Origin of the sequence: Okeanomitos corallinicola TIOX110 (assembly GCF_038050375.1) — a bacterium.
Lineage (GTDB): Bacteria > Cyanobacteriota > Cyanobacteriia > Cyanobacteriales > Nostocaceae > Okeanomitos > Okeanomitos corallinicola.
Window position 1 is genome coordinate 1698965 of the sequence record NZ_CP150886.1, and the last position, 23154, is coordinate 1722118.

Below are 23154 nucleotides of genomic sequence, written 5' to 3' on the forward strand. Positions count from 1 at the left end.
AGCCTGTGGACTGAATAGTGCCGACACTTTCAGGGTGAAGCAGGAAGTAAACGACGCTCAAAAGTCAGCCTTTCGCCAGATAGGTAGATTTGAGTAGGTTTTATATAACGGTTATTGGAAGTAGAATTAATGGAAACTATCACTTGCCTCCTGCGTGTCACCGATAAAAAGATCAATCCCAATAGAGATTGTGGGATATTCTTATATAAGATAGAGATTCGCACATAGAAGTAGAATGAAACTGGCAGCAAGAGTAAGTCAGGTGACACCCTCGATCACCTTAGCGATCGCAGCTAAAGCTAAGGCTATGAAAGCAGAGGGCATTGATGTATGTAGTTTTAGTGCCGGTGAACCAGATTTTGACACTCCGGCACATATCAAAGCAGCCGCCGCTAAAGCTTTGGATGAAGGTAAAACTAAGTATGGTCCAGCAGCAGGTGAACCCAAATTAAGGGAGGCGATCGCCAATAAGCTGAAAACTAGCAATGGTCTGGATTATAAAGCGGAGAATGTTCTCGTTACAAATGGTGGTAAGCATTCTCTCTACAACTTAATGGTGGCATTAATTGACCCCGGTGATGAGGTAATTATCCCTGCACCCTATTGGTTAAGTTATCCGGAAATGGTAACGTTAGCTGGTGGTAAGTCGGTAATAGTCCATACAGATGCTTCCACAGGCTACAAAATCACCCCAGAACAGCTAAAAAAAGCAATTACCCCAAAAACTAAGTTATTTATCCTTAACTCTCCTTCTAACCCCACCGGGATGGTGTACACCCCAGAGGAAATTAAGGCTTTAGCTCAGGTAATAGTTGATGCAGATATCTTAGTTGTGTCTGATGAGATATACGAAAAAATTCTCTATGATGGCGCTGAACATATCAGCATTGGTTCTTTAGGTGCAGAGATTTTTGCTCGGACTTTAATTAGTAATGGTTTTGCTAAGGGTTACTCAATGACTGGGTGGCGCTTGGGTTATTTAGCTGGGCCATTGGAAATTATTAAAGCGGCAAGTACCATCCAAGGACATAGTACATCAAATGTGTGTACCTTTGCCCAGTATGGGGCGATCGCCGCGTTGGAAAGTTCCCAAGACTGTGTAGAGGAAATGCGTCAAGCATTCGCTAAACGTCGTCAGGTGATGTTTGACAGACTTAACGCTATTCCTGGATTAAGTTGTCTCAAACCCGATGGTGCTTTTTATCTGTTCCCCGATATCAGCAAAACCGGCTTGAAGTCTCTGGAATTTTGCAATGCTTTATTGGAAGCACATCAAGTTGCAGTTATTCCCGGTGTAGCTTTTAGTGCTGATAACAACATCCGCCTTTCCTATGCTACGGATATGGCAACTATAGAAAAGGGGATGGATAGGTTAGAGAAGTTTGTCCGTTCGAGAATTTAATAGGTGACAGGTGACAGGTGACAGAAAGTAGTGTTTTCGTGGGGGTTTATCTGTTAGCTTCCACACCCGTCAGAGAATAAATTCTCTGTCTCATAGCTCAAGTCCGTTAAAACGGACTAATCAATTTTTCTAGTGTTTAGTCATCTTTAGATGACTTTCGCTATTAGCAAGGAACTTGAGTTCCTTGTGGGATAGAGGTTTTACGTTAAGTTGACACCAATGAGCTTATGCTTTAACCCTACAGGAGTGAGGAAATAGAGAGTCAATATTTATCCCCACCTTCCTATCTCCCCTCCTCCCCTCTTAACTGTCACCTGTTCCCTGTCACCTGTTCCCTAAAATGTCATATTTCTGACATTGTTCTATGAGTTTTTGTTTAATCAGCGATCGCACATTTTCCGGTGAGACTATTTCACAATTTTCTCCATAACGCATAATTTCCCGCACTAACCAGAAAGGGTTTGACACTGTTCTCACCACTTGACGCACCTCTCCAATTACCTCGTTGCTGATGTCGTTGGGTTTTGGTTCATAGGCTTTTACCATTCCCTTATAAAAGTGTAAGTGTACTTTCAGGAAATCTAAACCTTCATGTCGCCATTGTCCGTTGACTGGGACAACTCCTTTAATTCTATCCAGACGTAAACAGCGGTTGTGTATCAGTTCTGGAAAGTCTTGTTTGACAATATCTTCAGTTTCATCACACCAAATATTTAAGAAAAAACGCTTCTCTTCAAAGGAAATTTCCGCATAACGCACAGTAAATGATGTGTCCTGTCCTTGGGAATTGGTATAGAGTAAGTGGAATGGTTGTTGACTTTGGCGAAATTGATCTACAAGTATGCGCCATGCTTCCGTCGGTTGACTAACTTGTTGGAGTAGCAATTGACGCATTGGAGGTTCAAGTTGTCCGCGTTCCAGTAACAAACTAGAGACAGTTTGCGCTTGTTCAATAAAACCCGAATCCTTGAGTATTCCTATAGCTTGCTGGAGTGCGGTTACTTGTGTTGAGTTGAGGGTGAAAGGTTCACCGACTTCAAACTCTTTTTGGGCGATCGCTACCAGTAATCCAGATATACTGGGTGATTTTCCCCAGAAGATTCGCAATTTGCGAGCAATTTCTTCTAGTTGTTCCTTTGTCCCAGCCGGAATTGACAGTGTAATTGTTTCTTTTTTCCTAGACATTTACAAAACTGTAATTACATTATTGACATATTGCTGATTTACAGTTATTGTATCTGTATACAAGGTGAATGGATAACTTTTTGGGGTAAACTTATTTAGATACTTGTTTTTATGAAAGACAACTTAACAGATCGTATGCTTCAGCTTATGTCGGATGCTTCTTGGCATTCTACAGAGGAGCTAGTCGAAAAAATTAGCCACCGATTTTCTGCAACTATGCACGTCCTTACAAAACGTGGTTATCAATTTGAAAAAAGACGTACTCATGGTCAAAAGTATGAGTATAGATTAGTAATAGAGTCAAAAGTGATCGCTTCGCTTACTACAGGTAACACTTAAAAACCATTGATGAAAATTGGGGGGTAGTTTCTCCTACTCCCTTTTCTGGAAAATAGGAGTTAATGAGGTGAAAAACTATGACCGATAATTTACTTGCTTGAATTTCCATTGATCCAAATCACAAATTTTTCACTAAATAGGTAAACCATGAACGAACAAACATTACTAGAAAGAATCACATTTAACCCCCAAATATTTGGCGGTAAACCAATTATTCGTGGCCGTCGTCTAGCTGTTGAACATATTTTAGGAATGTTAGCAGCAGGAGATACCATTGAAACGTTGCTAGAAGCATATCCCTGGTTAGAACGAGAAGATATACAAGCCTGTTTAGTTTATGCACGGAGATTAGTTGGACATGAAAGAGTTGAACTTTTATTGATAGAAACCCCAAGATGAAAATATTACTAGATACTTGCATTAATGCTAGGGTGCTTACTGATTTACAAACAGAAGGATATGATGTGATTTGGTCTGGAGACTGGCCAAAAGATCCAGGTGATGAGGAAATTTTAGCAACCGCATATCGTGAAGGTAGAATTTTAGTCACCCTTGATAAAGATTTTGGAGAGTTAGCAATTTTGAGAGGAAATCCTCACTGTGGTATTTTGCGTTTAGTTAATCTCTCAACCAAAGAACAATCAATAGTTTGTTTACGGGTTCTTCAGCTTTACGGAAATGAATTATTGTCTGGTGCAATTGTCACTGCTGAATTAGATCGAGTCAGAATTAGACCTCCTGAAAATAGATTTTGAAATTACATTACAATTTCCATCATTTAATATGATTAAACCTGGTCGGCTTTTAAATCGTCCTCCCATATCCTTGGAAGAACGTTATTTTAGCGAAATTCGCCCCCAACTTTATGAAAATCATGCACATCATCATCAATATGGTGTGAGAAAGGGTACAACCCTTGCAGAACATTTAGACTCTGCGTGTCAGTTTATTTTAACAGTTAGCAGGATAGCAGAAGTAGCAGAAGATAAACGACCTTTATTATTAGCTGCAACTGCTGTTCATGACCTCAATAAATTAGATCCTCAAGAACGAAAATTAAAAACTTTAGCCAGAGATAAAGACTTTTTAAAAGAGGAATTAAAAAAGGCTTGTGTTCTTAGCTTTGTAAACACAGATGATGATTTAGAATTAGTTAGAAAACTAATTGAACGCCATTCAGGTCACAATGTCAGTGATGGGGCTAGATTTTTACCAGAAGACCCAAATATTGAACGTTGGGCAGCTATGCTGACTGCTGCTGATTTGTTTGATTTAGGGATTCCAGATACACAAAGATTTCGCAAAATAGAAACAGAATTAACCGTTGCTTTCGGCAGAAAATGTAATCTTTTCAGAATACGTTTATCAGAAGATAAAGGTTATATTACATCCTTGTTACTGGGTGCTTGTGAAGAAGTTTTACAAAAATATGACTTTCATCCAATCGCAATTTTTCCAGATAGCGAACTTTTTGAAGGTGGAAATTTACCAAATGCAGATTTAACCAAAGAAATCGCTACTGTTTGGCAAAGTAAAATTGATCAAGTTTTTGGTAATAATATTGAGAAACTTGTCAGACCTACTAAAGATGGTATTAAAGTTACTCATCAGGCTATTCAACAAAATATTGATGAAGTTTTAGTCAATGTTCAGGCTCTTTTAGAAAAGAAAAAGGCTGGTTATAAATCAGATAAGATTGCTAAAGATGTCAGTAAATGGGGTGATAATGCAGGTGAAGACGCAATCAAAAAAGCTGCTGAACTAGGATTATTACCTGTAAGTAGTGCAGAAGAATTTGCTATATCTGAAGGTTTGAAAGCAGCTTATTTGAGTTATAGAGAAGCAGGTTTAAATCCTAAAGAAGTTTGGGATAAAATCGCTCATCATACGGGAATTTCTGAACATCAACGGCTTGCACTTGAACCATTTAATGGTCAGTATGGACGACCTTTATTTGCAGCAAAAGCCGCTATTAACGGAATTGAAGGCATTAACGAAGCTCTCAAAGAGTCTTTTCAATTAAGAAATAACAGTACAGAAACTTCTGAAGAAATAGAAGTATCTGAAGAAATGATTTTAGCAGTTAATAGAATGGTAAATTTACCTTTTGCTAATCAGTTAATTGGAATTGATGATTTAAGTTCCTATGTAGAAGCAAATCCTAGACAAAGATGTTCTTTAGGTTCTACATCCAGTGAAATAGATGAATTAATTTCCGCAAATATGCCTCCTGGAACAAAAGTACAGGCCTTTTCTAATCGTTTACCAGGTGGTATTAGTGCTGAACCAAAAAGACAAGCAGATTCTATTGCTGCTTTAGCTTATCAACTAATGACAGTGGGTGCTAATTTTCCTAAAGTTAGCAAACAAGAACCTCTTTATTTACATTTAGCATTACCAAAAGGTTCTGCACCAGAACTTTTAAGAATTTGGCGCGAACTGTTACAACAACTTGCAAACACAAACGCTGAAGGTGGTACTGTTACTGTTGATCAATTACAACTTTATCGAGATAACAAACTTGAATTTAAAGCTAATAAGGTAGTTGGTGCTGCATTACCTAAACGACCAGATTTTGTTCATATATCTGTGATTATTCCTTTAGTTTGGGGAGATGTTAATACTTCTTTAGCTTTACTAAAATCACTGAGGTTAGGATTAGAAATATCCTTATCTTTAGATATTGGTTTTCCTTTTACTTTAAGCAGCAATATGGAGGTAGATTTATTTGATGATGTGTATGGCAGAGTTGAAGGTATTCCTGCTGCACTGCAACCATTATTAGGGAATGGACAATATGATCAAAGTCAGGATGCAGAAAAAATTCTTGAAAGATTACGTTGTCTTGGAGAATTAGCAATATCTGTTGCCAGCATTCAGAAATCTGATGATTGTTTGTATGATTTGGCTCGTGCTTGTGATAGACCAATTGAACTTTACTTTGTTTTGTTACGTTGGATTTTACGAGAACAAGATGAACCAAATTTTCGACTTATTTGGAGTCGAATTTCTACACCATTAAATACTTTAATGAAAAGCCTTATGTCTGACAACACACTATTAACTCAATATCTCAAAGAATCTGCAAAAATTGCATCCGAAGCGAAACTTTGGGGAAGTTCACGGGATAAACGTACATCCTTAGTAGAACCTTTTGCGAAATTTATAGCAGCAGTACGTTCTCATAAATCCTATATGGACTTAGATTTAATGTTTGCTGCTTTGGTACAGCAATATCATACTCGATTAGATAGAATTCGTGAACATAAAGTTGGTAAAACTAAGTATGAATACATCAAACAATACTATGGGATTTTAAGAAAGATTTATGAAGAAATTTACCAACAACGTCCAGAAAAACTTTTATCTGACCACAAAACTTTGGAAGCAGCTTATCTATTCTTTTTTGAAGAAGCTGATGCTGTACTAAGAAGCACGTCTGATAATAAATCTGTCGAAACAAATACAACTGTTTAATTAACTATTTATTAACTAGGAGTTTATCATGTCAATTCAAAAACTTTCCCCTGTTCTAGCTACAACTTATGAAAATTTTCCCAAAGGTCGGTTTATTACTTTAATTGTGATCAGAACAACGCAATCAGAAACAATTTTTCGTACAGAGGGTTCTGGTGAATCAATGTGTAATGAATTTGTTCAGGCTGGTGTGACTAATGATAATATTATTCAACGTTTGGTGATGACGAAACGTAAACAAGTAGCACCAGAAAGACGTTATGGAAGGGAACATTTAAGAGCGCATGATCTTTTATTCACTAACATCAAAGATAACTCTATTTGTTCTTTAAATACTAATGCACCTTGTGAAATGTGTGTAGATTGTTTCCTTTATGGTTTTGCTGCTGGTGGAGGTGGCGCACAAAAAAGCCGTATTTGGACTGAAGATGCTTTTAGTATTTTACCTGCTACTGATGTAGTAGGCGATCGCACTATTAACGCCATCTATGAAAACGGCACAATGCGAGATGAAAAAGGTAATGCTTCCACTGCTTTAAATACTAGCGAATACATCAAACCAGGAGTTCATTTTTTAGATGTTGTCACTCTCAAAGATGTAACTACTGATGAACTGCGTTATATCATTGGAAATATTCTTTTTACCAGTCGTTATGGTGCTGTTTCCAGTCGTGTAGGAAGAATGGAAAATCAAATATTAGGTATTTTTGGCAGTATTACCGAATTACCTAGTTCTTTAGAACTTGTACAAGCTACCTATGATGCTTTAGGTGAACCTTTAGAACATCCTTTAAATATTAATCGAGTCATTACCGCAACCAAGCAAGTAATTACAAATTGGCAAAATAGAAGAGGGGTTTCTGTGCAACTATCTGATGAAGAATTAACAAATTTAATTAGTGATGTAGAAACCCACTGGTCAGAAGCAGAACGTGATACTTTTCTCAAACGTTTAAGTCAATCTTATGAACCTTTCCGTCAAGTAGCACCTGACAAAAACAAAGGTAAAGGTAAAGGTAAAAACAAAAATACTCCAGTTGAAGTAGAGAACTAAATTATGTCAACAATTCCTTTTTCACAGGCAAAACTTATTGAATTAAACTGTCTTGAACCAGTCTTTTTTGCCTCTAGGGAGTTGTCTGATACCTATTACACTGAGGGGTTACTTGGGAATTATGCTTTAACCTATGCTTTAGGTTGGGTAAATTCCCCCTATCGTCTCCAAGGTCAGGCTACAGGACGACCAACCTACAAAGAAGATTTTCAAACAATAGCCCAATCTTGCTACATTTTACCAGCTTCACCAATAGGCAGAGTTACATTTAGATTTGAAAGATTTAACGCTCTTTCTGATGCTTATTGGTACACCATGACTAATAATCGTGTAGCAACTGCTAGAGAAGATTTACCATTACAACGTCAAGGTAAAAAACCTAGTTCATTTAGAGCAAGTAATTTTCCCCAAACTGGAAGATTACGCATGATTGAAAGGGGTAATAAATTTCAAACATTAGTATTTGGAAATCAGCAATTACCAGATTATATTCGCCTGGGAAAATTCGCTAGTAAAGTGAAAGTAAATGTTTTAAAAGAGTTTCCTGTAACTTTACTTCCACCAGGAGAATATCAAAGTCAATTTTATCTAAATGTGGCAGATTTACCAACACAAATAGAAGTATTTGCTTTTGATTTAATCTCTATACCTCCTGCACCCATATTAAAAAATCTTCATTTTCGAGGTGCAGCTTGGCAAATTGGGGAAATGATTGTACCAGCAGGTTTACATTATTGTGGTAGAGAAAACAGAAATGAGTAATCAAAAATTAGTTATCAGGTTAGAAAATCGGAGTATTTCAGCTTGTGCATTATTACCAGGTGAATTAGCTTTCATAAATAATGCACTTCAGCATCAGGTTGATGTTTTTCAAAAATCAAAAGATGCCGATATTATCCTTGATTTAGCACCCACTGGAACAGGTAAAACTAAAGCAGGACTAACGGTTTTATTACATCAAAGAGACAAAAGTGCTGTTTATATAGCTCCCACTAATGCTTTAATTGAACAACAAACAGAAGCAGCACAAAAATTTATTAAAGATGCTAATTTACCTCATGTAGTTAAATCAGCTTCAGCTAAAGATATTAAAAGTTGGCCTAGTGATAAAGTTGGTAATCGTCCGGGAGAAAAGCTATATAATGTTTTGCGAAATCCGGCGACAGTTTTTAGTGATGTGGGTGCTAATACACCGATTCTGCTAGTAACTAACCCTGATATTTTTTACTATGCTACTTTCTTTGCATACAACAGGTTAGATAAAGGTAATATTGCCAGTGGATTTTACACTAAATTCTCTACAGTTATCCTTGATGAATTTCATCTTTATGATGCTAAACAGCTAGTAGGAATGTTATTTTATCTTGCTTATTCTCACGTTTTTAAATTTTTCCAGCATGGACGGAAAGTAGTATTATTGACGGCAACACCTGAACCAGCTTGTGAATTAGCATTAGAAAATTTACAAAATGCAGGTGTGAGAATAGCAAGAATTGACGGAGAAGCAAATAATGGTCAACTTTTACCATCACAAACAGCAGTTAATTTAGAATTACGACCTAAACCAGATAGCAAAGAAGAATGGATAACAGAACTAACAGCAGAAGTTGTTAAACGTTTTCAAGAAAAACCAAATGAAAATGGTGCAGTAATTCTTGATTCCCTTGATAATATTAATCTTCTTAAAAAGGAGTTAGAAAAGCAAGGTCTGAATAATTTTATAGGACGTATCACAGGACCCGCACCGAAAAAAGATAGACATAGTGCTATGCAACGTCAAATCATTTTAGCAACTAGCACTGTAGATGTAGGATTTAACTTTGAAAGAACTCCTGAACCCACAAGACAAAATTTAGATTGGTTAATTTTTTCAGCACGCGATCGCTCGGCATTTTGGCAGAGAATAGGTAGAGTAGGCCGTGTTTTAGGTAAATCTGAAACTAATATTGATTCAGAAGCTATTGCTTATTTACCTGCTGAAGCATGGGAACAAAATATAACTTCTCTTGATACTACTGGTGGACGTGCAGCACTAAAAGAGATATTAGATAAACTTCCCTGTTTAGATAAACCTTTCCTCAAAATTTATTGGCATTCAGAAGCATCTTTAGAAATAGCACGTCCTTTATTAGAATTGGAAGAATTACTTGATAAAATACCTGGTGTTGAATTAATTCCTAAGCTGTTTGATACATTAAAAACAATTTTTGAAAGTAAACGGACTTGGGAAGAATGTCGCTACAGAATGAAAGTTTTACAAGGTGCTGAAAACATAACTAAAGTGCCATTAGAAAAAATAAGAAAAGAGTGGAAATACATTAAAGGTGGTCAAGCTTTTGTTAAAAGATTTATCAAAGTGAAATCACCTGACGAATGGGATGATTTAGAAGCTGGACGTACAACGATAGAAGAATATGAGGAGATATTTAAAAAGCATGATGATTTACTATGTGAGTTAAAAAAATTTGCTGAGATATTCAGTACCAGCTACGCACCTTTATTCAGTTTCCGCTATAGCTTATTTGACACTCTCCCGATTCGAGATCCGCATGGATTTATTTTAGATGAATCTGAAGAAACACAATTAGATCCTTTTCACTTATTGCGGTATTATGAATTTTTCCAAAACGGTGAATTTATAGAAATCCAAAGTCGTGCTAAGGAAATTTATAACATCAGTTTTAGAATGCGTTACGATGATAGTAAACGAGAGTTTGCTAATACAGAACCAAATAAATTAACAGCTTTTTCTAATTGTCAAGTCGTTCGTAAAATTGGAGATGCAGTCAGACCAACACCTGCATTACAGATGTTATCAAAATATCTCTTACCAGGAGTAATTATTTGTCCAATAACTAATGCTGCTGTTATCTTTCAATTGCGTAAACAAGGAATTGTTTCCTATCCTATAACTATTGTTTGTAATGATGGTGAAAAAGAATATCAATTTTTAACAGGTTTATCAGGTATCTTAACAATTGCTATGAAGTTTAAACAGTTACAACTTCCAGATGATGAAGTGTTGATTGCCTAATTCAGAATTTTAACTTTTCAGATTCCCCCCTTAAAAAGAGGGGCTTACAAATCTTGTGGGGTGGGCATCCTGCCCGCCCTTAAATTAAAACTTCCTAACCATCAAAAATATGCCCCACAGTCTCATCCTCAACATCACCCCCCAATCCCCCATCTACCCCAATTTCCTCTCCGGTAGACACTACCACGCCTTATTCCTAAATCTAGTCAGTTCTGTTGATAAAAAATTAGGCGACTACCTCCACGAATCCAACGCAGATAAACCTTTTACTCTCTCACCTTTGCAAATTCAAAACAAAAATAAAACGCAAAATTTCACATTACAATATAGTCATCAAAACCCTATTTCCGCAGGTACTTCTTGTTGGTGGCGCATCTCTTTATTAGATGATAAATTATTTAGTCAACTCACACCTTTATGGTTGAATCTTAACCCCGAACAACCTTGGCATTTAGGTTCAGCTAATTTATTTATTACCAGCATTCAAGGTACACCCCAGTCTACCCAACCTTGGGCTAATGTGTGTACATATCCCCAATTATATCAACAAGCAAGTGCAGAAAATAAAATTATTAAATTCATTTTTTCTACACCTGTCTCCTTTCGTCAAGGTGGTTTCGATAATGTTTTACCAACTAAAGAATCTGTATTTAATAGTCTTCTAAACCGCTGGAATAAATATAGTGGAGTTGAATTAAATAATATTCCTCTAGACGCAATTTATCCTAGTGCTTTTAATATCAATACTGAAATTATCAGCAATTATGAAAGTAAATTTATTGGTTGTTTAGGTGAAATTAGTTATCGCATTCTTGGCAATGTAGAAACAACAGGAATTAAACAAATTAACGCCTTATCTGATTTTGCTTTATATGCAGGTATTGGGAGAAAAACAACAATGGGAATGGGAATGGTAAGGAGAAGGTGACAGTTTTTAGGTGACAGGTGACAGGTGACAGTTTTTAGGTGACAGGTGACAGGTGACAGTTTTTAGGTGACAGGTGACAGGTGACAGGTGACAGAGAAGAAGTAAGAAGTGAAGAAGAGGATTTTTTTATGAAGATTGAATCACATAGAGATTTAATTGTCTGGCAAAAATCAATGGATATGGTTGTACAAGTTTATCAATTATCAGGATTATTTCCTAATACGGAAATCTATCGTTTAACGTCACAAATTACTCGCGCTGCTGCATCAGTACCCGCTAATATTGCTGAAGGTCACGCAAGAGGAACAAATAAAAACGATTTTGCTCATTTTTTATCTATAGCTAAAGGTTCATTAATGGAAACAGAAACTTTTTTAATGCTGGCAGTTAGATTAAATTATCTCACTTCAGAACAAGCAAATCCTACATTATCTCTAATCATAGAAATCAGTAAAATGCTCACTTCTCTTCGTTATCGCATCTTAAATACTCCATAAATAACTGGATTCAAACTATCAAATCTCACTTTTTAGAATTAACTATGTCTCAAAATAAACAAACTCACTCTCTTCCTACTGTCACCTGTCACCTGTCACCTGTCACCTATTACCAACCTGTCACCTCATCTGATGATTACGTTAACATTGCTTCACTCAACCAATATTCCTATTGTCCCCATCGTTGTTGGTTGATTCATTGCGCTGGTGAATTTATTGATAATCAATACACTATTGAAGGTACAAGTTTACATGAACGAGTTCACACAATGAGCGAAGGAAACAGAGATGAAATTTACCAAATTAGGGCAATTTATCTCAAATCTGATCAATATCAATTAATTGGTAAATCGGATTTAATTGAGTTTGAAAATGGCGAATTTTACCCAATTGAATATAAACGTGGACGCAAGGGAGAATGGGATAATGATGAATTACAAGTTTGCGCTCAGGCTTTGTGTTTGGAGGAAATGACGGGTAAAAATATCAATTCTGGTTATATCTATTATGCCCAAACTCATCAACGTCAATTAGTAGAAATTACTGAAGAATTACGAGCAAATACTATTGCCACTATTGAAGCTGTACAAACTTTGCTTTTTACAGGTGCAATGCCAAAACCAATAAAAACAAAACGCTGTAATGGTTGTAGTTTATTTTCTCGTTGTTTACCCCAAGCTGTTGATAAAGTCGGACGTTATCAAGAAGCAAATTAATCATCAGAGGTAATGGGTAATTGGTAATTGGTAAAAATACTCTCTTACCTTCTTACTGTCACCTGTCACCTGTTCCCTGTCACCTATTTGGAGGATTTTATCATGGGTACTCTTTACGTTTCACAAGCAGATTCTTTTATTGGTAAAGTTGATGAAAGAATCCATGTCAAGTTTGAAAAGAAAACTATCATAGATGTAGCTTTTATTAAGTTAGATGGTGTGGTAGTTTTGGGTCGTTCTACAGTCTCTCCTGCTGTGGTTTCTGAATTGATGAATCGTCATATTCCTCTATCTTTTATTGATGAAAGAGGTCATTACTTAGGCAGATTACAACCGGAAATGTCTGGTAATATTTTTGTGAGAAAAGCACAATGGCAAGCAGCAGGAAATACACCCCAATCTGTTCATATTGTCCAGGGTTTTGTCCGAGGTAAATTAAAGAATTATCGTCAGCTTTTGGTACGTCGGCAACGGGAATCTGATCATCTTGATTTAGCTGCTGATATTACTCGTCTGGAAAATATAATTTCTGCAATTGATAAAACAGAAAGTATTGATTCTTTACGAGGTTTAGAAGGTGCTGGTAGTGCTGTTTATTTTGGTTGTTTCAATCGCTTAATTATTAATCCTAATTTTGAATTTACTAAGCGTGTCCGTCGTCCACCTACTGACCCGGTAAATTCATTATTGAGTTTTGGTTATTCTCTGTTACGTCATGATGTTCAAAGTGCTGTAAATATTGTGGGGTTTGATCCTTTTTTGGGATATTTACATTTTGATCGTTATAATCGTCCTTCTTTGGTGTTAGATTTAATGGAAGAATTTAGACCTTTGGTGGTTGATGCTTTGGTTTTAACTTTGTTGAATAAACAGTTTTTAAAGCCGGATGATTTTATTAGTGAACCTTTGAGTAATGCTGTTTCTCTTACTGCTGAAGGTAGAAAGATTTTTCTGACTAATTATGAAAAGAAAAAACAATCGGAGTTTAAACACCCGGTAATGGGTAAAAAATGCACTTATCGAGAATCTTTTGAATTACAAGCTAGGTTATTAGCTAAATATTTGATGGGAACAACTGATAAGTATCCTCCTTTATTTATTAGGTGACAGTTTTTAGGTGACAGGTTACAGGTTACAGGTGACAGTGAAGAAGTGTTACCAATTACGAATTACGAATTACGAATTACAAATTTATGAATGTTGTTGTTTCTTATGATGTTTCTGAGGATAAACGTAGGACGAAAATTCACAATATCCTCAAGTCTTATGGTCAATGGGTGCAGTATAGTATTTTTGAGTGTGAATTGACTGATACTCAGTATGCTAAGTTGAGATCGCGTCTTAATAAACTCATTAAGTCTGATACCGATAGCATCCGTTTCTATTTTCTGTGTGCTTGCTGTCACGGTAAAATAGAAAGAATCGGTGGTCAACAACCCCGCGATCACACTATTTTCTTCGCTTGATGCGCCAGGGGGTGGGTGTAAAAATTTCGGTTTCTCAAAAATCCTCTGAAGTCTTTTCTACACAAGGCTTTGCTGATTTTTTCTCTACCTAACCCCTGGCGCACCTTACACTGTAAGACTTTCAGCGTTTTTTACTCTTGACACTATTCCTGAAATGGACTATGATGATGACGTTGGCGCAATCGAACCTTGAAAACTTAATATACTAAGGGTTTCAAAGTGCCGCAGTTGAAATTTCACCTACTCCCTATTAGGGATTGAAACTTTAAGACGATTTTTAAAATTGATTGTTTTGAAATTGTTGAAATTTCACCTACTCCCTATTAGGGATTGAAACTTATACTGTTTTTGGATTCTTTACCCCATTTTCTACGTTGAAATTTCACCTACTCCCTATTAGGGATTGAAACAGGGTTAATCTCTAAGAACTTATCAACTAGAGATTTAGGAGCGAGTTGAAATTTCACCTACTCCCTATTAGGGATTGAAACATCAGTTGTCAGTAGTTTAGAACGACTAGCTAAAGTTGAAATTTCACCTACTCCCTATTAGGGATTGAAACTGTACGTAATAATCCGAGATGAGGTGACAGACTGGGTTGAAATTTCACCTACTCCCTATTAGGGATTGAAACCCTTGGTATTCCCAAACACTAATAGAAATATCTTTTGTTGAAATTTCACCTACTCCCTATTAGGGATTGAAACTTACAGAATCAATTGGAAGGATGCAGCTATACACAGTTGAAATTTCACCTACTCCCTATTAGGGATTGAAACTCTATACAGCCACTGCATCCGGTTTTATACTGTTTTTGGATGTTGAAATTTCACCTACTCCCTATTAGGGATTGAAACGGGTCTAAAACTGGACATCCACTTCAATCTTTTGTTGAAACTTCCCTAAATCCCTATGAGGGATTGAAACCTTTGCTTCTAGCCTTGTGAAATATACGCTAAAATACCCACAGTAACTAGCTTTTTTAACTTTTAATTGTCTGCTAACTTTTAAATTCCTAACTCCTTATGACCATACAAAATACTGTTGAATTCCAAGATGCCTATGATGTAATTATCGTCGGTGCAGGTCACGCTGGTTGCGAAGCAGCTTTAGCTACTGCTCGCCTCGGTTGTCGAACTCTGCTATTAACCCTTAACCTCGATAAAATCGCTTGGCAACCTTGTAACCCCGCAGTCGGTGGCCCGGCAAAATCTCAATTAACCCACGAAGTAGACGCATTAGGTGGGGAAATTGGTAAAGTTGCAGACCGCACATATTTACAAAAACGTATCCTCAACTCTTCACGAGGCCCAGCAGTCTGGGCATTACGGGCGCAAACCGATAAGCGCGAATATGCAGCAATAATGAAAGGAATTGTCGAAAACCAAGAAAATTTGACAATTCGAGAAAGCATGGTCACAGATTTAGTCTTAGGAAAAAATGATGAAATTATCGGTGTAGAAACTTATTTTGGTGTCGCTTTTGAATGCAAAGCCGTAATTTTAACCACTGGGACATTTTTAGGTGGAAAAATTTGGGTCGGGAATAAATCCATGGAAGCTGGCCGCGCGGGAGAATTTGCCGCCGTCGGTTTAACAGACACCCTTAACCGTCTGGGTTTTGAAACCGGCAGATTAAAAACCGGTACACCTGCAAGAGTAGATAAGCGGTCTGTTGATTACAGTAAACTGGAAGTCCAACCAGGAGATAAAGAAGTCCGCTGGTTTAGTTTTGACCCCCAAGCGTGGGTAGAACGGGAACAAATTCCCTGTCATATGACCAGAACTACTAAAGAAACCCATCGCTTAATTCAAGAAAACTTACACCTATCCCCTGTTTATGGTGGTTGGGTAGAAGCAAAAGGCCCCCGTTATTGTCCTAGTATTGAAGATAAAATAGTCCGCTTTGCCGATAAAGAAAGTCATCAAATCTTCATTGAACCAGAAGGACGGGATATACCAGAATTATACATTCAAGGATTTTCCACAGGTTTACCAGAAAATCTGCAAATTCCCATGTTGCGGAGTCTTCCCGGTTTGGAAAATTGTGTGATGTTACGTCCAGCTTATGCAGTAGAGTATGATTATTTACCCGCAACCCAGTGTTATCCCACATTGATGACCAAAAAAATTCAGGGCTTATTTTGTGCGGGACAAATTAACGGCACAACTGGTTATGAAGAAGCAGCAGCCCAAGGTTTAGTTGCCGGTGTGAATGCGGCGCGGTTTGTGCGGAATCAAGAAATGATTATTTTCCCCCGTGAGCAAAGTTACATTGGGACATTGGTTGATGACCTGTGTACCAAAGATTTGCGTGAACCTTACCGTATGCTTACGAGTAGATCCGAGTATCGTTTGTTATTACGTTCGGACAATGCCGATCAACGGATGACACCGTTAGGGCGAGAAATTGGTTTAATTGATAATAGACGCTGGGATTTGTTTACCCGCAAGCAAGAGCAAATTATCGCAGAAAAAGAACGACTACATTCGACTAGAATTAAAGAACATGATGACATTGGTAAGGCGATCGCTCAAAGTACCCAACAAGCTATTAAAGGTTCAATCACCCTCGCTGACTGGTTACGTCGTCCAGGCATACACTACATTGACCTAGACCGATATGGCTTAGGAAATCCTAGCCTCAACCAAGCAGAAAGAGAAGGAGCAGAAATTGACATTAAATACTCTGGATATTTAGCTAGGCAGCAAAATCAAATCGAGCAAATAGCCCGTCAAGCCAACCGTCCCCTACCAGCAAATTTAGATTATGCAGCAATTGATACCCTTTCCAAAGAAGCCAGAGAAAAATTAGCTAAGGTAAAACCCCTAACAATTGGGCAAGCAGCGCGAATTGGAGGAGTTAACCCTGCGGATGTAAATGCCTTACTAATTTATTTAGAAATCCGTAAAACCAAGGATCAGTCTGAGTTGTCGCTATTAGGAGATACAAAAACTTCTCCATGATAGGTATAGTATAGGCTGGGGGATCAGTATGATGTATTACATAGATTTTTGAAGTTAAATTCGCAATCACTTCCAAATCGCAGTAGAATTTAATACCATTGTGAAATCAATTTATTTCCTTGGAAATGAATGATTAGCAGTGAAGTCAAAAATTTGATTTCCCGGCCACATCATGTTTCCTTTTTCTGTCCTAGCAGCCACAAAGAAAATGTCTATGATACCAGAAGCCAGCACCCATCTGATTATTTCCGAAGCCATAGAGGACTTAATTCCTGATGAAACTGTGTCAATAGAAGCTTACGCAGAAGGTTTGATAGATGATCTCTTCACCGATATTGACACCATTCTTGATAGTGGTAGAAAACATCCTGCCAAAACTTTAAGAACCGAATATGCATCCATGCAAGCGGTAGCAGTGAAAATGCAAGAAGTAGTTTTACCACCAACTGTCAACCGTTCGGTGACGACTATTTCGTCAATTCCCAACCAACAACCGACGAGTACCCTGGTATTCAATCCTCCATCTGTCACTGCAATTCGGAAAAGAAAACAGAAAAACAGCGGTGGCTTGAATAACCTGCTGATACTCGGCTCAACCCTCAGTATGGCAGTAATTGGGGCAGCCTACTTAACAGAAGCGGGTATAATTAAGAGTTTGACTAGCAATACCCACACAAATCAAATCCAGTCAGCCGCAGTGGTGCCAGCAGATCCATGGGCAGAGTTGGTTGATTATATGTTGGAAGCTTTGGCAGTCATTGATCAACAAGATGCCAACAATCAACAAAAAAATCTCTCCTCAAAGTTCGGTAATGTAAACAACAACCTCAATAGTTCTTTACCTCTACCCAGTAACCCATCTCTAGGAACTCTCACACCGCCAGTTTCTGCTAATAATCTTCCACCTGTTCCCAGTCGGGTAACAAATGTTGTGGAGAGAATATATGTACCCGTTTATCAGTCTCCTCCTTCTGTGCGTCCACTACCAGAGGTTGCCAACTCCCCAGCCCAAATATCTCCACCTGAGTTTGTGAATGAGAATACTCAAAACCAGCGTCCAGCCACCAAACCTGTCCCAGTCAAACCACCTGTAGCTACTAAGTTGCCTACCATCGCACCGCCCAAACTACCAACTGCAACTGCATCAGCACCTACAACAACTCAAGATATTTATTTACCCGCCTATTCAGCGCAGTTAGAAGGATTGATGGAGTTAGGTCAAAAATCAGCAGCTTTATTTAAAATTGATGGTGTGACTAGCCGAATTAACCTGGGAGAAAACATTGGTGCGACAGGTTGGACTCTTGTAGATGTAAGCAATGGTGAGGCAATTATCCGCCGTAATGGTGAGGTACGCTCAATTTATACAGGTCAGAAATTATGATGGATATTGGACAAAATGTAAAAATAGTTACAGTAGAATGTAGTAAGGTTATCCAATGACAACCTGCCACTTACGAGTAGGAATATCTACCTTAATTTATCTATTTCCTTGACTTAGTAGCGGATGTATTGCCATACTTTGGTTTACTTGCTTGTGTTCTGCTGTATTTTTTTCAATAAACAAGTTATCATTTCTGCATCTGTGCAAACATTAATAAAATTACTCATTCTCTGCCTCTTTACTAATTTTATTGTCAATCTAAAACCCAACATTCTCCGGTTTGTTGGGTTGTTTAATCAGATTTGGTAAGTCAATCCCAATAATTTCTTGATGGTTAGAGTCTAAATATCTTCAACAATCTATCTGTATAGAAATATATATTATTTGGGGCTGTATATTTACATAGGGTTTGCTGATAAAGTCTTGTCGTGGAGACAGGTGACAGGTGACAGGTGACAGGTGACAGTTTCAAGAGTTGGATGGGAACTATTTTTCCTTGAAGCAGGAATTAAATGCAAGGTTTTTCAGTTCTCACCTCATCAAAGCTTGCATTTTTTGAAAGTCAAAATCGCTAAAATCGTTTACCTGTAATGTTTTGAGATTTATTCAGCAAGCCCTACATACAGAAATGACTAAATTTATTGATAATATTCTTATATTAAAAATAGTGATATTACTATTTACACTTTCAGAAAAGTGTATATATTATTAAAGTTTACTCAAAAATTAGTAATCATTAGGATTTTGATCATAATTCAGAAGTCAAGAATCAGAATACTTTATAAATCCGTAGATAATCAATCGTGTTTGGCTTAACTGTTCAGAAGCTGGAAGTTGACAAACTTTCAACATCTTTACCAAAAGTTTAACCTTATTTCACATAAAAATCAAATAACAATCAATAATTTTTTGCTATGACAAATTACCGTTCATCTTCCCATTCTGCCGATAATGATGCCAAAAGAGTGGCAATTCAGAAATATTGCTGTAATGTCATGGAAACTTTAGTGATAGAAGAAGTCGAGACACAAGTTCAGAAATTACCTGCTAAAGTTGCCAAATATATTAAAGTTTCAGAAGTGGTTGCTTATGCTTTAAATCGTTTACCAAGTTTGTATGCAACCAGTAAAAGAGGGTGGCAAAGACAATTACACTACGGAAAAACAGAGTTGTATCAAAAAATTTGTACCTCTGTGCGCCAGGGTATTGCTGCTGTGCAAAGAGATCCCCTTCGTGTTAATGATCCTCTCAACTTCATTGAGGATCGTTCAGCTATTATAGCATTAGAAGAGCTAAAGAATTTATTACAATGCAAAGATTTGTCATGGGAGAAATTACCTGAAGTCGTAGAAAGGACACTTCTAAATACTTCCAAAGGGAGGATAACCTGGCGCAAAAACATTACTTCTAATGATGAAATCGTTGACTGGAATAATCATCGCCATTAATTTTAGGAAGCTAGTTAACGTTTATCAACACTAGCTTCTAATGTTTTGACCTGATTTTGTAATTCTTCTACTACTTGTAAATGCGATCGCTCTAATAAATAACCTGCCCACAGAAAGCTACCAGTTAAAACCGTAACTACACTTAATAAAACACCTGTTAGCATTTTTATTTGGCCACGCAGTTGTTTAACTTCATAAAGCGGATATTCTGCTTGGGGTAAAGAACTACATTGTAGTTTTGGATTGTCCACTACTACCTCTACTTGAGGAGTTTCTACCCTTGAAAATTCAATCTTACTTCGCAGCCAATCAGTAATTAATTGAGGGCAGTTCATCCTAAACCATTGCCAAGCAATCATCCTGATCACTGGCTTTGACATCTTAGAAACCCATCTTAGGCTTTTATTTACAGGACGAGATGGAAACTTTTGGTTAATTAAATTTGTTGCCCCTGCATCATAGAGACAATTTAAGATTAACTTAACTGTTGATTCCTCTCGCTCTACTAAACTTTCCAATAAGAGAAGTACATCTTGCATTAATTTTTCTTCCCTTTCTGCATCTGTGGGGGATCTTTGAAAGCTACTTGATGGTGGCAATTGCTTAGACATATTCCCTGTATAAATATTAATTTTTCATCACTACTTCCTTTTCAGTCTAGAACCTCTACAAGTTTTTTGACAAGTATTTTCACTGACTGTGCATCTGCACACATTTGGAACAGTGATACTGGCTTATGCGTTGCATTTACTGCTCAGTCCATTTACCCAACTCTTTCACAAGTGTGGTAGTCCTACGGTGTGAAGGTTCGACTGAAGAAAAAACCCATACCTTCACTGAATTATCGCAAATTCTTATCTGACAGGCCAAGTCAAGCTGAGAGCTTTTGATACACCATGAGGGACTTTTCAAACATCCTCTTAACAAAGATCATCTGCTATATAAAACCTAGACAAAGCTAGACTTTACTTTCTACTTCAACGGGAGCATGGGAGCGGTTATCCCTCAGTAGACTTTCACGCTTTAGCCAAACGCGATAAATTAATTGCTGCATTTAGATCCCTATCTATATCAAAACCGCAGTTCTCGCAGTGATAAATTCTTTCGGATAAAGAAAGATTTTCTTTTTTATGTCCACAGCGAGAACAGGTTTTACTTGAGGGATAAAATCTATCAGCAATTATAATTTCACAACCAAATTTTTTAGCTTTATATTCTAGCTGACGCTTAAACTCATAAAACCCACAATCAGCTATTGCTTGAGCTAATTTATGATTTGACAACATCCCTGAAACATTTAAATCTTCTACTACTATCTTCGCGTGGTTTTTGCATAAGTAAGTAGTAAGTTTATGAAGAGTATCTTTTCTCAGGTTTGCTATTCTTGCATGATGTCTAGCTAGTTTAATTTTAGCTTTATGCTTATTGTTTGAACCTTTAGCTTTTCTACAATAGACTTTGGATAATCTTTGTAGTTTAACTAAGTTCTGTTTATAGTGTTTAGGATTAGGGAAGGTAACACCAGTGCTTAGTGTAGCTAGTTCCTTTACTCCCAAATCAACACCAACAACAGCATGATCTTTAGTAGTTGGTTGACATTCTTGTTCATAAGAAAAGGCTATATACCAACTATCGGCAGTTCTAGAAATAGTAATACTTTTACAGGTGGTGTGAGGTAATCCTTCATAAGTTTTTACCCATCCAATTGTTGGTAGTTTTATTGATGTACCACCTACAGGAATTGGTTTACCACCTGCATCAATTGTAAAACTATCATTTTTCCCTTTCTTTTTAAAGTTGGGATATTTTGACTGTCCTTTAAAGAATCTCTGGAAAGATTCACCTAAACTATCAAAAGCGTATTGAGTGATTTTCTGACAAATACCTTTTTCTTTAATCCATGTCAACTCAGGTTTTACGTGATTGTTAAAAAATTTCTTGAGAAGATATTTGTTTGGCTTTAATCCATTATTATACAAAGAAGCCCAAGTTGCTAAACCCCAATTATAGGTAAACCTTGCTATGCCAGCGTGTTTAGCCATTAATATTGCTTGAGGTTTATTTAACTTGAGCTTTGTTTTAATGGATAAGAGCATTGGTGAATCTTAATAAATCACTTATAGGCTTGTCCATGAGTGTACAGGTTTGTTTAGTAAACTGTCAACTTAGGACAAGCTCTCAACTGCTAAAATTCTAGCTCAAAGAAAACAGAAAATTAACACACCTTGACGGCTAATTGAATCTATATATCCAGAACCATCGGCGTTTATCTGCGTCCATCTGCGGTTAATTACTAGAATATTGCTAATGAAAATTTCTCTATACTTGATATGATTTAATTAGTTTAAATTAGTTAGAAAAATATGCTTCGCTTAATTTTCATAGGAATTTTACTATTATTAAATGCCTGTACTAGCCTAGTTTTACTACCCTCTGATCAAATAGTTGAAAAAGCAATTTTCATCCAAGTTGAACAAACTCAGCAAGAATTGCAAGAAAAGCTAGATTTAGATTTCAAAAAATTCGCTATTCAGCACTTATCAATAACTAAAAAACAGCCTGTAACGATTGGCAAATTACCCAGTTATCATATCCAAGGTAATTATGACTTAACAGTGCAATTACCAGAAAAAAAACTATCACAAACACAAAAACCTTTTGATATTTATTTACAAATTCAACAGGAAGGTAAAAGTTGGCGGTTGTTAATACCGGAAAATAATAATAATCAAGCTAAACCTTCAGTTTGGCATAGTTATCTGGTTTTGTAAAAAGGTCAATAATTACCTGAAAGCTGAAATTTGACCGCTAAAATTTTAATAACCTCTACCTTCCCCAGTACCTCCCTTACCTGGCCAATGACGGTTAGCAGAATCTTTTGTGTGATACCATTTGTTTGTGTCCTTTGCAGTATGTCTCACAATTTAGCGCGTTTTTATACGCAAGTAGTATAAGTCCTGCATTTCTGAGTTATCTGTGATTTTGTTTAAAGAAGAAATAAAGACTTTTGTCTGGATCGTAAAAATTACATAAAAAATATATTTTCTCAGTATTTTCCCACGTATGTCATATATAGTAATTTCATGTTATTCACTCAGGTCAACAATTTATGTCACTTATCAACCATCAATCTCAGAAATCGCAACAGCTTTCTAACGACAAACAAAGTTCTAATCAACATCAACCCAGTATTTACACCTTAGAAGATTTGATTCAAACTCTAGAAGAAGCTGCTAATTATTTAGCGTTTCGATAATA

Annotated in this window: 21 protein-coding genes and 1 CRISPR repeat array; of the genes, 18 read left to right on the forward strand and 3 right to left on the reverse strand. The window is 36.9% G+C overall.

The genetic code is table 11. The features are described 5' to 3' along the window. Nucleotides 1-235 precede the first annotated feature (235 nt). On the forward strand, nucleotides 236-1402 hold the full coding sequence (locus WJM97_RS07400; RefSeq protein WP_353932394.1) for a pyridoxal phosphate-dependent aminotransferase: 1167 nt from the start codon (nucleotides 236-238) through the stop codon (nucleotides 1400-1402). 324 nt (nucleotides 1403-1726) lie between these two features. Here the strand turns inward: WJM97_RS07400 and WJM97_RS07405 are convergent, their stop codons facing one another. Beyond that, nucleotides 1727-2587 (reverse strand): transcriptional regulator, encoded by an 861-nt coding sequence (locus tag WJM97_RS07405; RefSeq protein ID WP_353932395.1) that lies wholly within the window; start codon nucleotides 2585-2587, stop codon nucleotides 1727-1729. Between the two features lie 135 nt (nucleotides 2588-2722). On the opposite strand from WJM97_RS07405, the gene WJM97_RS07410 reads away from it, so the two are divergent. From WJM97_RS07410 to WJM97_RS07480, 15 genes are all read left to right on the forward strand, one after another. After that, nucleotides 2723-2926: a hypothetical protein gene (locus WJM97_RS07410; RefSeq protein WP_353932396.1), complete on the forward strand. Its 204-nt coding sequence runs from the start codon at nucleotides 2723-2725 to the stop codon at nucleotides 2924-2926. Nucleotides 2927-3073: 147 nt separating this feature from the next. Then, entirely contained in the window at nucleotides 3074-3325 is a 252-nt protein-coding gene (locus WJM97_RS07415; RefSeq protein WP_353932397.1) for a DUF433 domain-containing protein, read from the forward strand. Beyond that, the gene (locus WJM97_RS07420; protein ID WP_353932398.1) at nucleotides 3322-3681 is read left to right on the forward strand and encodes a DUF5615 family PIN-like protein; all 360 of its coding nucleotides are present in this window, start codon (nucleotides 3322-3324) and stop codon (nucleotides 3679-3681) included. Before WJM97_RS07415 ends, WJM97_RS07420 begins: the two co-directional genes overlap by 4 nt. Before the next feature lie 28 nt (nucleotides 3682-3709). After that, nucleotides 3710-6403 (forward strand): CRISPR-associated protein Csc3, encoded by a 2694-nt coding sequence (locus WJM97_RS07425; protein ID WP_353932399.1) that lies wholly within the window; start codon nucleotides 3710-3712, stop codon nucleotides 6401-6403. Between the two features lie 28 nt (nucleotides 6404-6431). Then, nucleotides 6432-7457 (forward strand): type I-D CRISPR-associated protein Cas7/Csc2, encoded by a 1026-nt coding sequence (gene cas7d, locus WJM97_RS07430; RefSeq protein WP_353932400.1) that lies wholly within the window; start codon nucleotides 6432-6434, stop codon nucleotides 7455-7457. A gap of 3 nt (nucleotides 7458-7460) precedes the next feature. Further along, nucleotides 7461-8219, forward strand: coding sequence for a type I-D CRISPR-associated protein Cas5/Csc1 (gene cas5d / locus WJM97_RS07435; protein WP_353932401.1), 759 nt, complete (start codon nucleotides 7461-7463; stop codon nucleotides 8217-8219). Next, nucleotides 8212-10491: a type I-D CRISPR-associated helicase Cas3' gene (cas3, locus tag WJM97_RS07440; RefSeq protein WP_353932402.1), complete on the forward strand. Its 2280-nt coding sequence runs from the start codon at nucleotides 8212-8214 to the stop codon at nucleotides 10489-10491. Before cas5d ends, cas3 begins: the two co-directional genes overlap by 8 nt. Nucleotides 10492-10600: 109 nt before the next feature. Continuing rightward, nucleotides 10601-11419 (forward strand): CRISPR-associated endoribonuclease Cas6, encoded by an 819-nt coding sequence (gene cas6, locus WJM97_RS07445; protein WP_353932403.1) that lies wholly within the window; start codon nucleotides 10601-10603, stop codon nucleotides 11417-11419. A gap of 80 nt (nucleotides 11420-11499) precedes the next feature. After that, on the forward strand, nucleotides 11500-11916 hold the full coding sequence (locus WJM97_RS07450) for a four helix bundle protein (RefSeq protein WP_353932404.1): 417 nt from the start codon (nucleotides 11500-11502) through the stop codon (nucleotides 11914-11916). A gap of 44 nt (nucleotides 11917-11960) precedes the next feature. Further along, on the forward strand, nucleotides 11961-12632 hold the full coding sequence (gene cas4, locus WJM97_RS07455) for a CRISPR-associated protein Cas4 (RefSeq protein WP_353932405.1): 672 nt from the start codon (nucleotides 11961-11963) through the stop codon (nucleotides 12630-12632). Nucleotides 12633-12734: 102 nt separating this feature from the next. Continuing rightward, complete coding sequence (gene cas1d, locus WJM97_RS07460) at nucleotides 12735-13739, forward strand: type I-D CRISPR-associated endonuclease Cas1d (protein ID WP_353932406.1); 1005 nt, start codon at nucleotides 12735-12737, stop codon at nucleotides 13737-13739. 86 nt (nucleotides 13740-13825) lie between these two features. Then, nucleotides 13826-14098, forward strand: a complete 273-nt coding sequence (cas2, locus tag WJM97_RS07465) for a CRISPR-associated endonuclease Cas2 (RefSeq protein WP_353932407.1) — start codon at nucleotides 13826-13828, stop codon at nucleotides 14096-14098. A gap of 227 nt (nucleotides 14099-14325) precedes the next feature. Continuing rightward, nucleotides 14326-15025: a CRISPR direct-repeat array (repeat unit 37 nt; unit sequence GTTGAAATTTCACCTACTCCCTATTAGGGATTGAAAC). A gap of 98 nt (nucleotides 15026-15123) precedes the next feature. Then, nucleotides 15124-17064 (forward strand): tRNA uridine-5-carboxymethylaminomethyl(34) synthesis enzyme MnmG, encoded by a 1941-nt coding sequence (gene mnmG / locus WJM97_RS07470; protein WP_353932408.1) that lies wholly within the window; start codon nucleotides 15124-15126, stop codon nucleotides 17062-17064. Nucleotides 17065-17272: 208 nt separating this feature from the next. Continuing rightward, nucleotides 17273-18448, forward strand: coding sequence for a hypothetical protein (locus tag WJM97_RS07475; protein WP_353932409.1), 1176 nt, complete (start codon nucleotides 17273-17275; stop codon nucleotides 18446-18448). A 914-nt stretch (nucleotides 18449-19362) separates the two neighbouring features. Then, nucleotides 19363-19896 (forward strand): late competence development ComFB family protein, encoded by a 534-nt coding sequence (locus tag WJM97_RS07480; RefSeq protein ID WP_353932410.1) that lies wholly within the window; start codon nucleotides 19363-19365, stop codon nucleotides 19894-19896. A 14-nt stretch (nucleotides 19897-19910) separates the two neighbouring features. Here WJM97_RS07480 and WJM97_RS07485 read toward each other — a convergent pair whose 3' ends face one another. After that, entirely contained in the window at nucleotides 19911-20507 is a 597-nt protein-coding gene (locus WJM97_RS07485; RefSeq protein WP_353932411.1) for a hypothetical protein, read from the reverse strand. A 405-nt stretch (nucleotides 20508-20912) separates the two neighbouring features. Further along, a complete protein-coding gene (locus WJM97_RS07490; RefSeq protein ID WP_353932412.1) occupies nucleotides 20913-21992 on the reverse strand; it encodes an RNA-guided endonuclease TnpB family protein in 1080 nt (359 codons plus the stop codon). A 267-nt stretch (nucleotides 21993-22259) separates the two neighbouring features. On the opposite strand from WJM97_RS07490, the gene WJM97_RS07495 reads away from it, so the two are divergent. Both WJM97_RS07495 and WJM97_RS07500 read left to right on the forward strand, forming a co-directional pair. Continuing rightward, complete coding sequence (locus WJM97_RS07495) at nucleotides 22260-22667, forward strand: hypothetical protein (protein WP_353932413.1); 408 nt, start codon at nucleotides 22260-22262, stop codon at nucleotides 22665-22667. 338 nt (nucleotides 22668-23005) lie between these two features. Beyond that, entirely contained in the window at nucleotides 23006-23152 is a 147-nt protein-coding gene (locus WJM97_RS07500; RefSeq protein ID WP_353932414.1) for a serine dehydratase, read from the forward strand. The last annotated feature ends 2 nt before the right edge of the window (nucleotides 23153-23154 follow it).

What these genes read in the sequence shown, in the direction of transcription:
- WJM97_RS07420 (WP_353932398.1), top strand. Translation starts at nt 3,322, where the DNA reads ATGAAAATATTACTAGATACTTGCATTAATGCTAGGGTGCTTACTGAT.
- WJM97_RS07480 (WP_353932410.1), top strand. Translation starts at nt 19,363, where the DNA reads ATGACAAATTACCGTTCATCTTCCCATTCTGCCGATAATGATGCCAAA.
- cas6 (WP_353932403.1), top strand. Translation starts at nt 10,601, where the DNA reads ATGCCCCACAGTCTCATCCTCAACATCACCCCCCAATCCCCCATCTAC.
- mnmG (WP_353932408.1), top strand. Translation starts at nt 15,124, where the DNA reads ATGACCATACAAAATACTGTTGAATTCCAAGATGCCTATGATGTAATT.
- cas1d (WP_353932406.1), top strand. Translation starts at nt 12,735, where the DNA reads ATGGGTACTCTTTACGTTTCACAAGCAGATTCTTTTATTGGTAAAGTT.
- cas5d (WP_353932401.1), top strand. Translation starts at nt 7,461, where the DNA reads ATGTCAACAATTCCTTTTTCACAGGCAAAACTTATTGAATTAAACTGT.
- cas2 (WP_353932407.1), top strand. Translation starts at nt 13,826, where the DNA reads ATGAATGTTGTTGTTTCTTATGATGTTTCTGAGGATAAACGTAGGACG.
- WJM97_RS07485 (WP_353932411.1), bottom strand. Translation starts at nt 20,507, where the DNA reads ATGTCTAAGCAATTGCCACCATCAAGTAGCTTTCAAAGATCCCCCACA.
- WJM97_RS07475 (WP_353932409.1), top strand. Translation starts at nt 17,273, where the DNA reads ATGTCTATGATACCAGAAGCCAGCACCCATCTGATTATTTCCGAAGCC.
- WJM97_RS07405 (WP_353932395.1), bottom strand. Translation starts at nt 2,587, where the DNA reads ATGTCTAGGAAAAAAGAAACAATTACACTGTCAATTCCGGCTGGGACA.
- WJM97_RS07425 (WP_353932399.1), top strand. Translation starts at nt 3,710, where the DNA reads ATGATTAAACCTGGTCGGCTTTTAAATCGTCCTCCCATATCCTTGGAA.
- cas4 (WP_353932405.1), top strand. Translation starts at nt 11,961, where the DNA reads ATGTCTCAAAATAAACAAACTCACTCTCTTCCTACTGTCACCTGTCAC.
- WJM97_RS07415 (WP_353932397.1), top strand. Translation starts at nt 3,074, where the DNA reads ATGAACGAACAAACATTACTAGAAAGAATCACATTTAACCCCCAAATA.
- WJM97_RS07400 (WP_353932394.1), top strand. Translation starts at nt 236, where the DNA reads ATGAAACTGGCAGCAAGAGTAAGTCAGGTGACACCCTCGATCACCTTA.
- WJM97_RS07410 (WP_353932396.1), top strand. Translation starts at nt 2,723, where the DNA reads ATGCTTCAGCTTATGTCGGATGCTTCTTGGCATTCTACAGAGGAGCTA.
- cas7d (WP_353932400.1), top strand. Translation starts at nt 6,432, where the DNA reads ATGTCAATTCAAAAACTTTCCCCTGTTCTAGCTACAACTTATGAAAAT.
- cas3 (WP_353932402.1), top strand. Translation starts at nt 8,212, where the DNA reads ATGAGTAATCAAAAATTAGTTATCAGGTTAGAAAATCGGAGTATTTCA.
- WJM97_RS07500 (WP_353932414.1), top strand. Translation starts at nt 23,006, where the DNA reads ATGTCACTTATCAACCATCAATCTCAGAAATCGCAACAGCTTTCTAAC.
- WJM97_RS07495 (WP_353932413.1), top strand. Translation starts at nt 22,260, where the DNA reads ATGCTTCGCTTAATTTTCATAGGAATTTTACTATTATTAAATGCCTGT.
- WJM97_RS07490 (WP_353932412.1), bottom strand. Translation starts at nt 21,992, where the DNA reads ATGCTCTTATCCATTAAAACAAAGCTCAAGTTAAATAAACCTCAAGCA.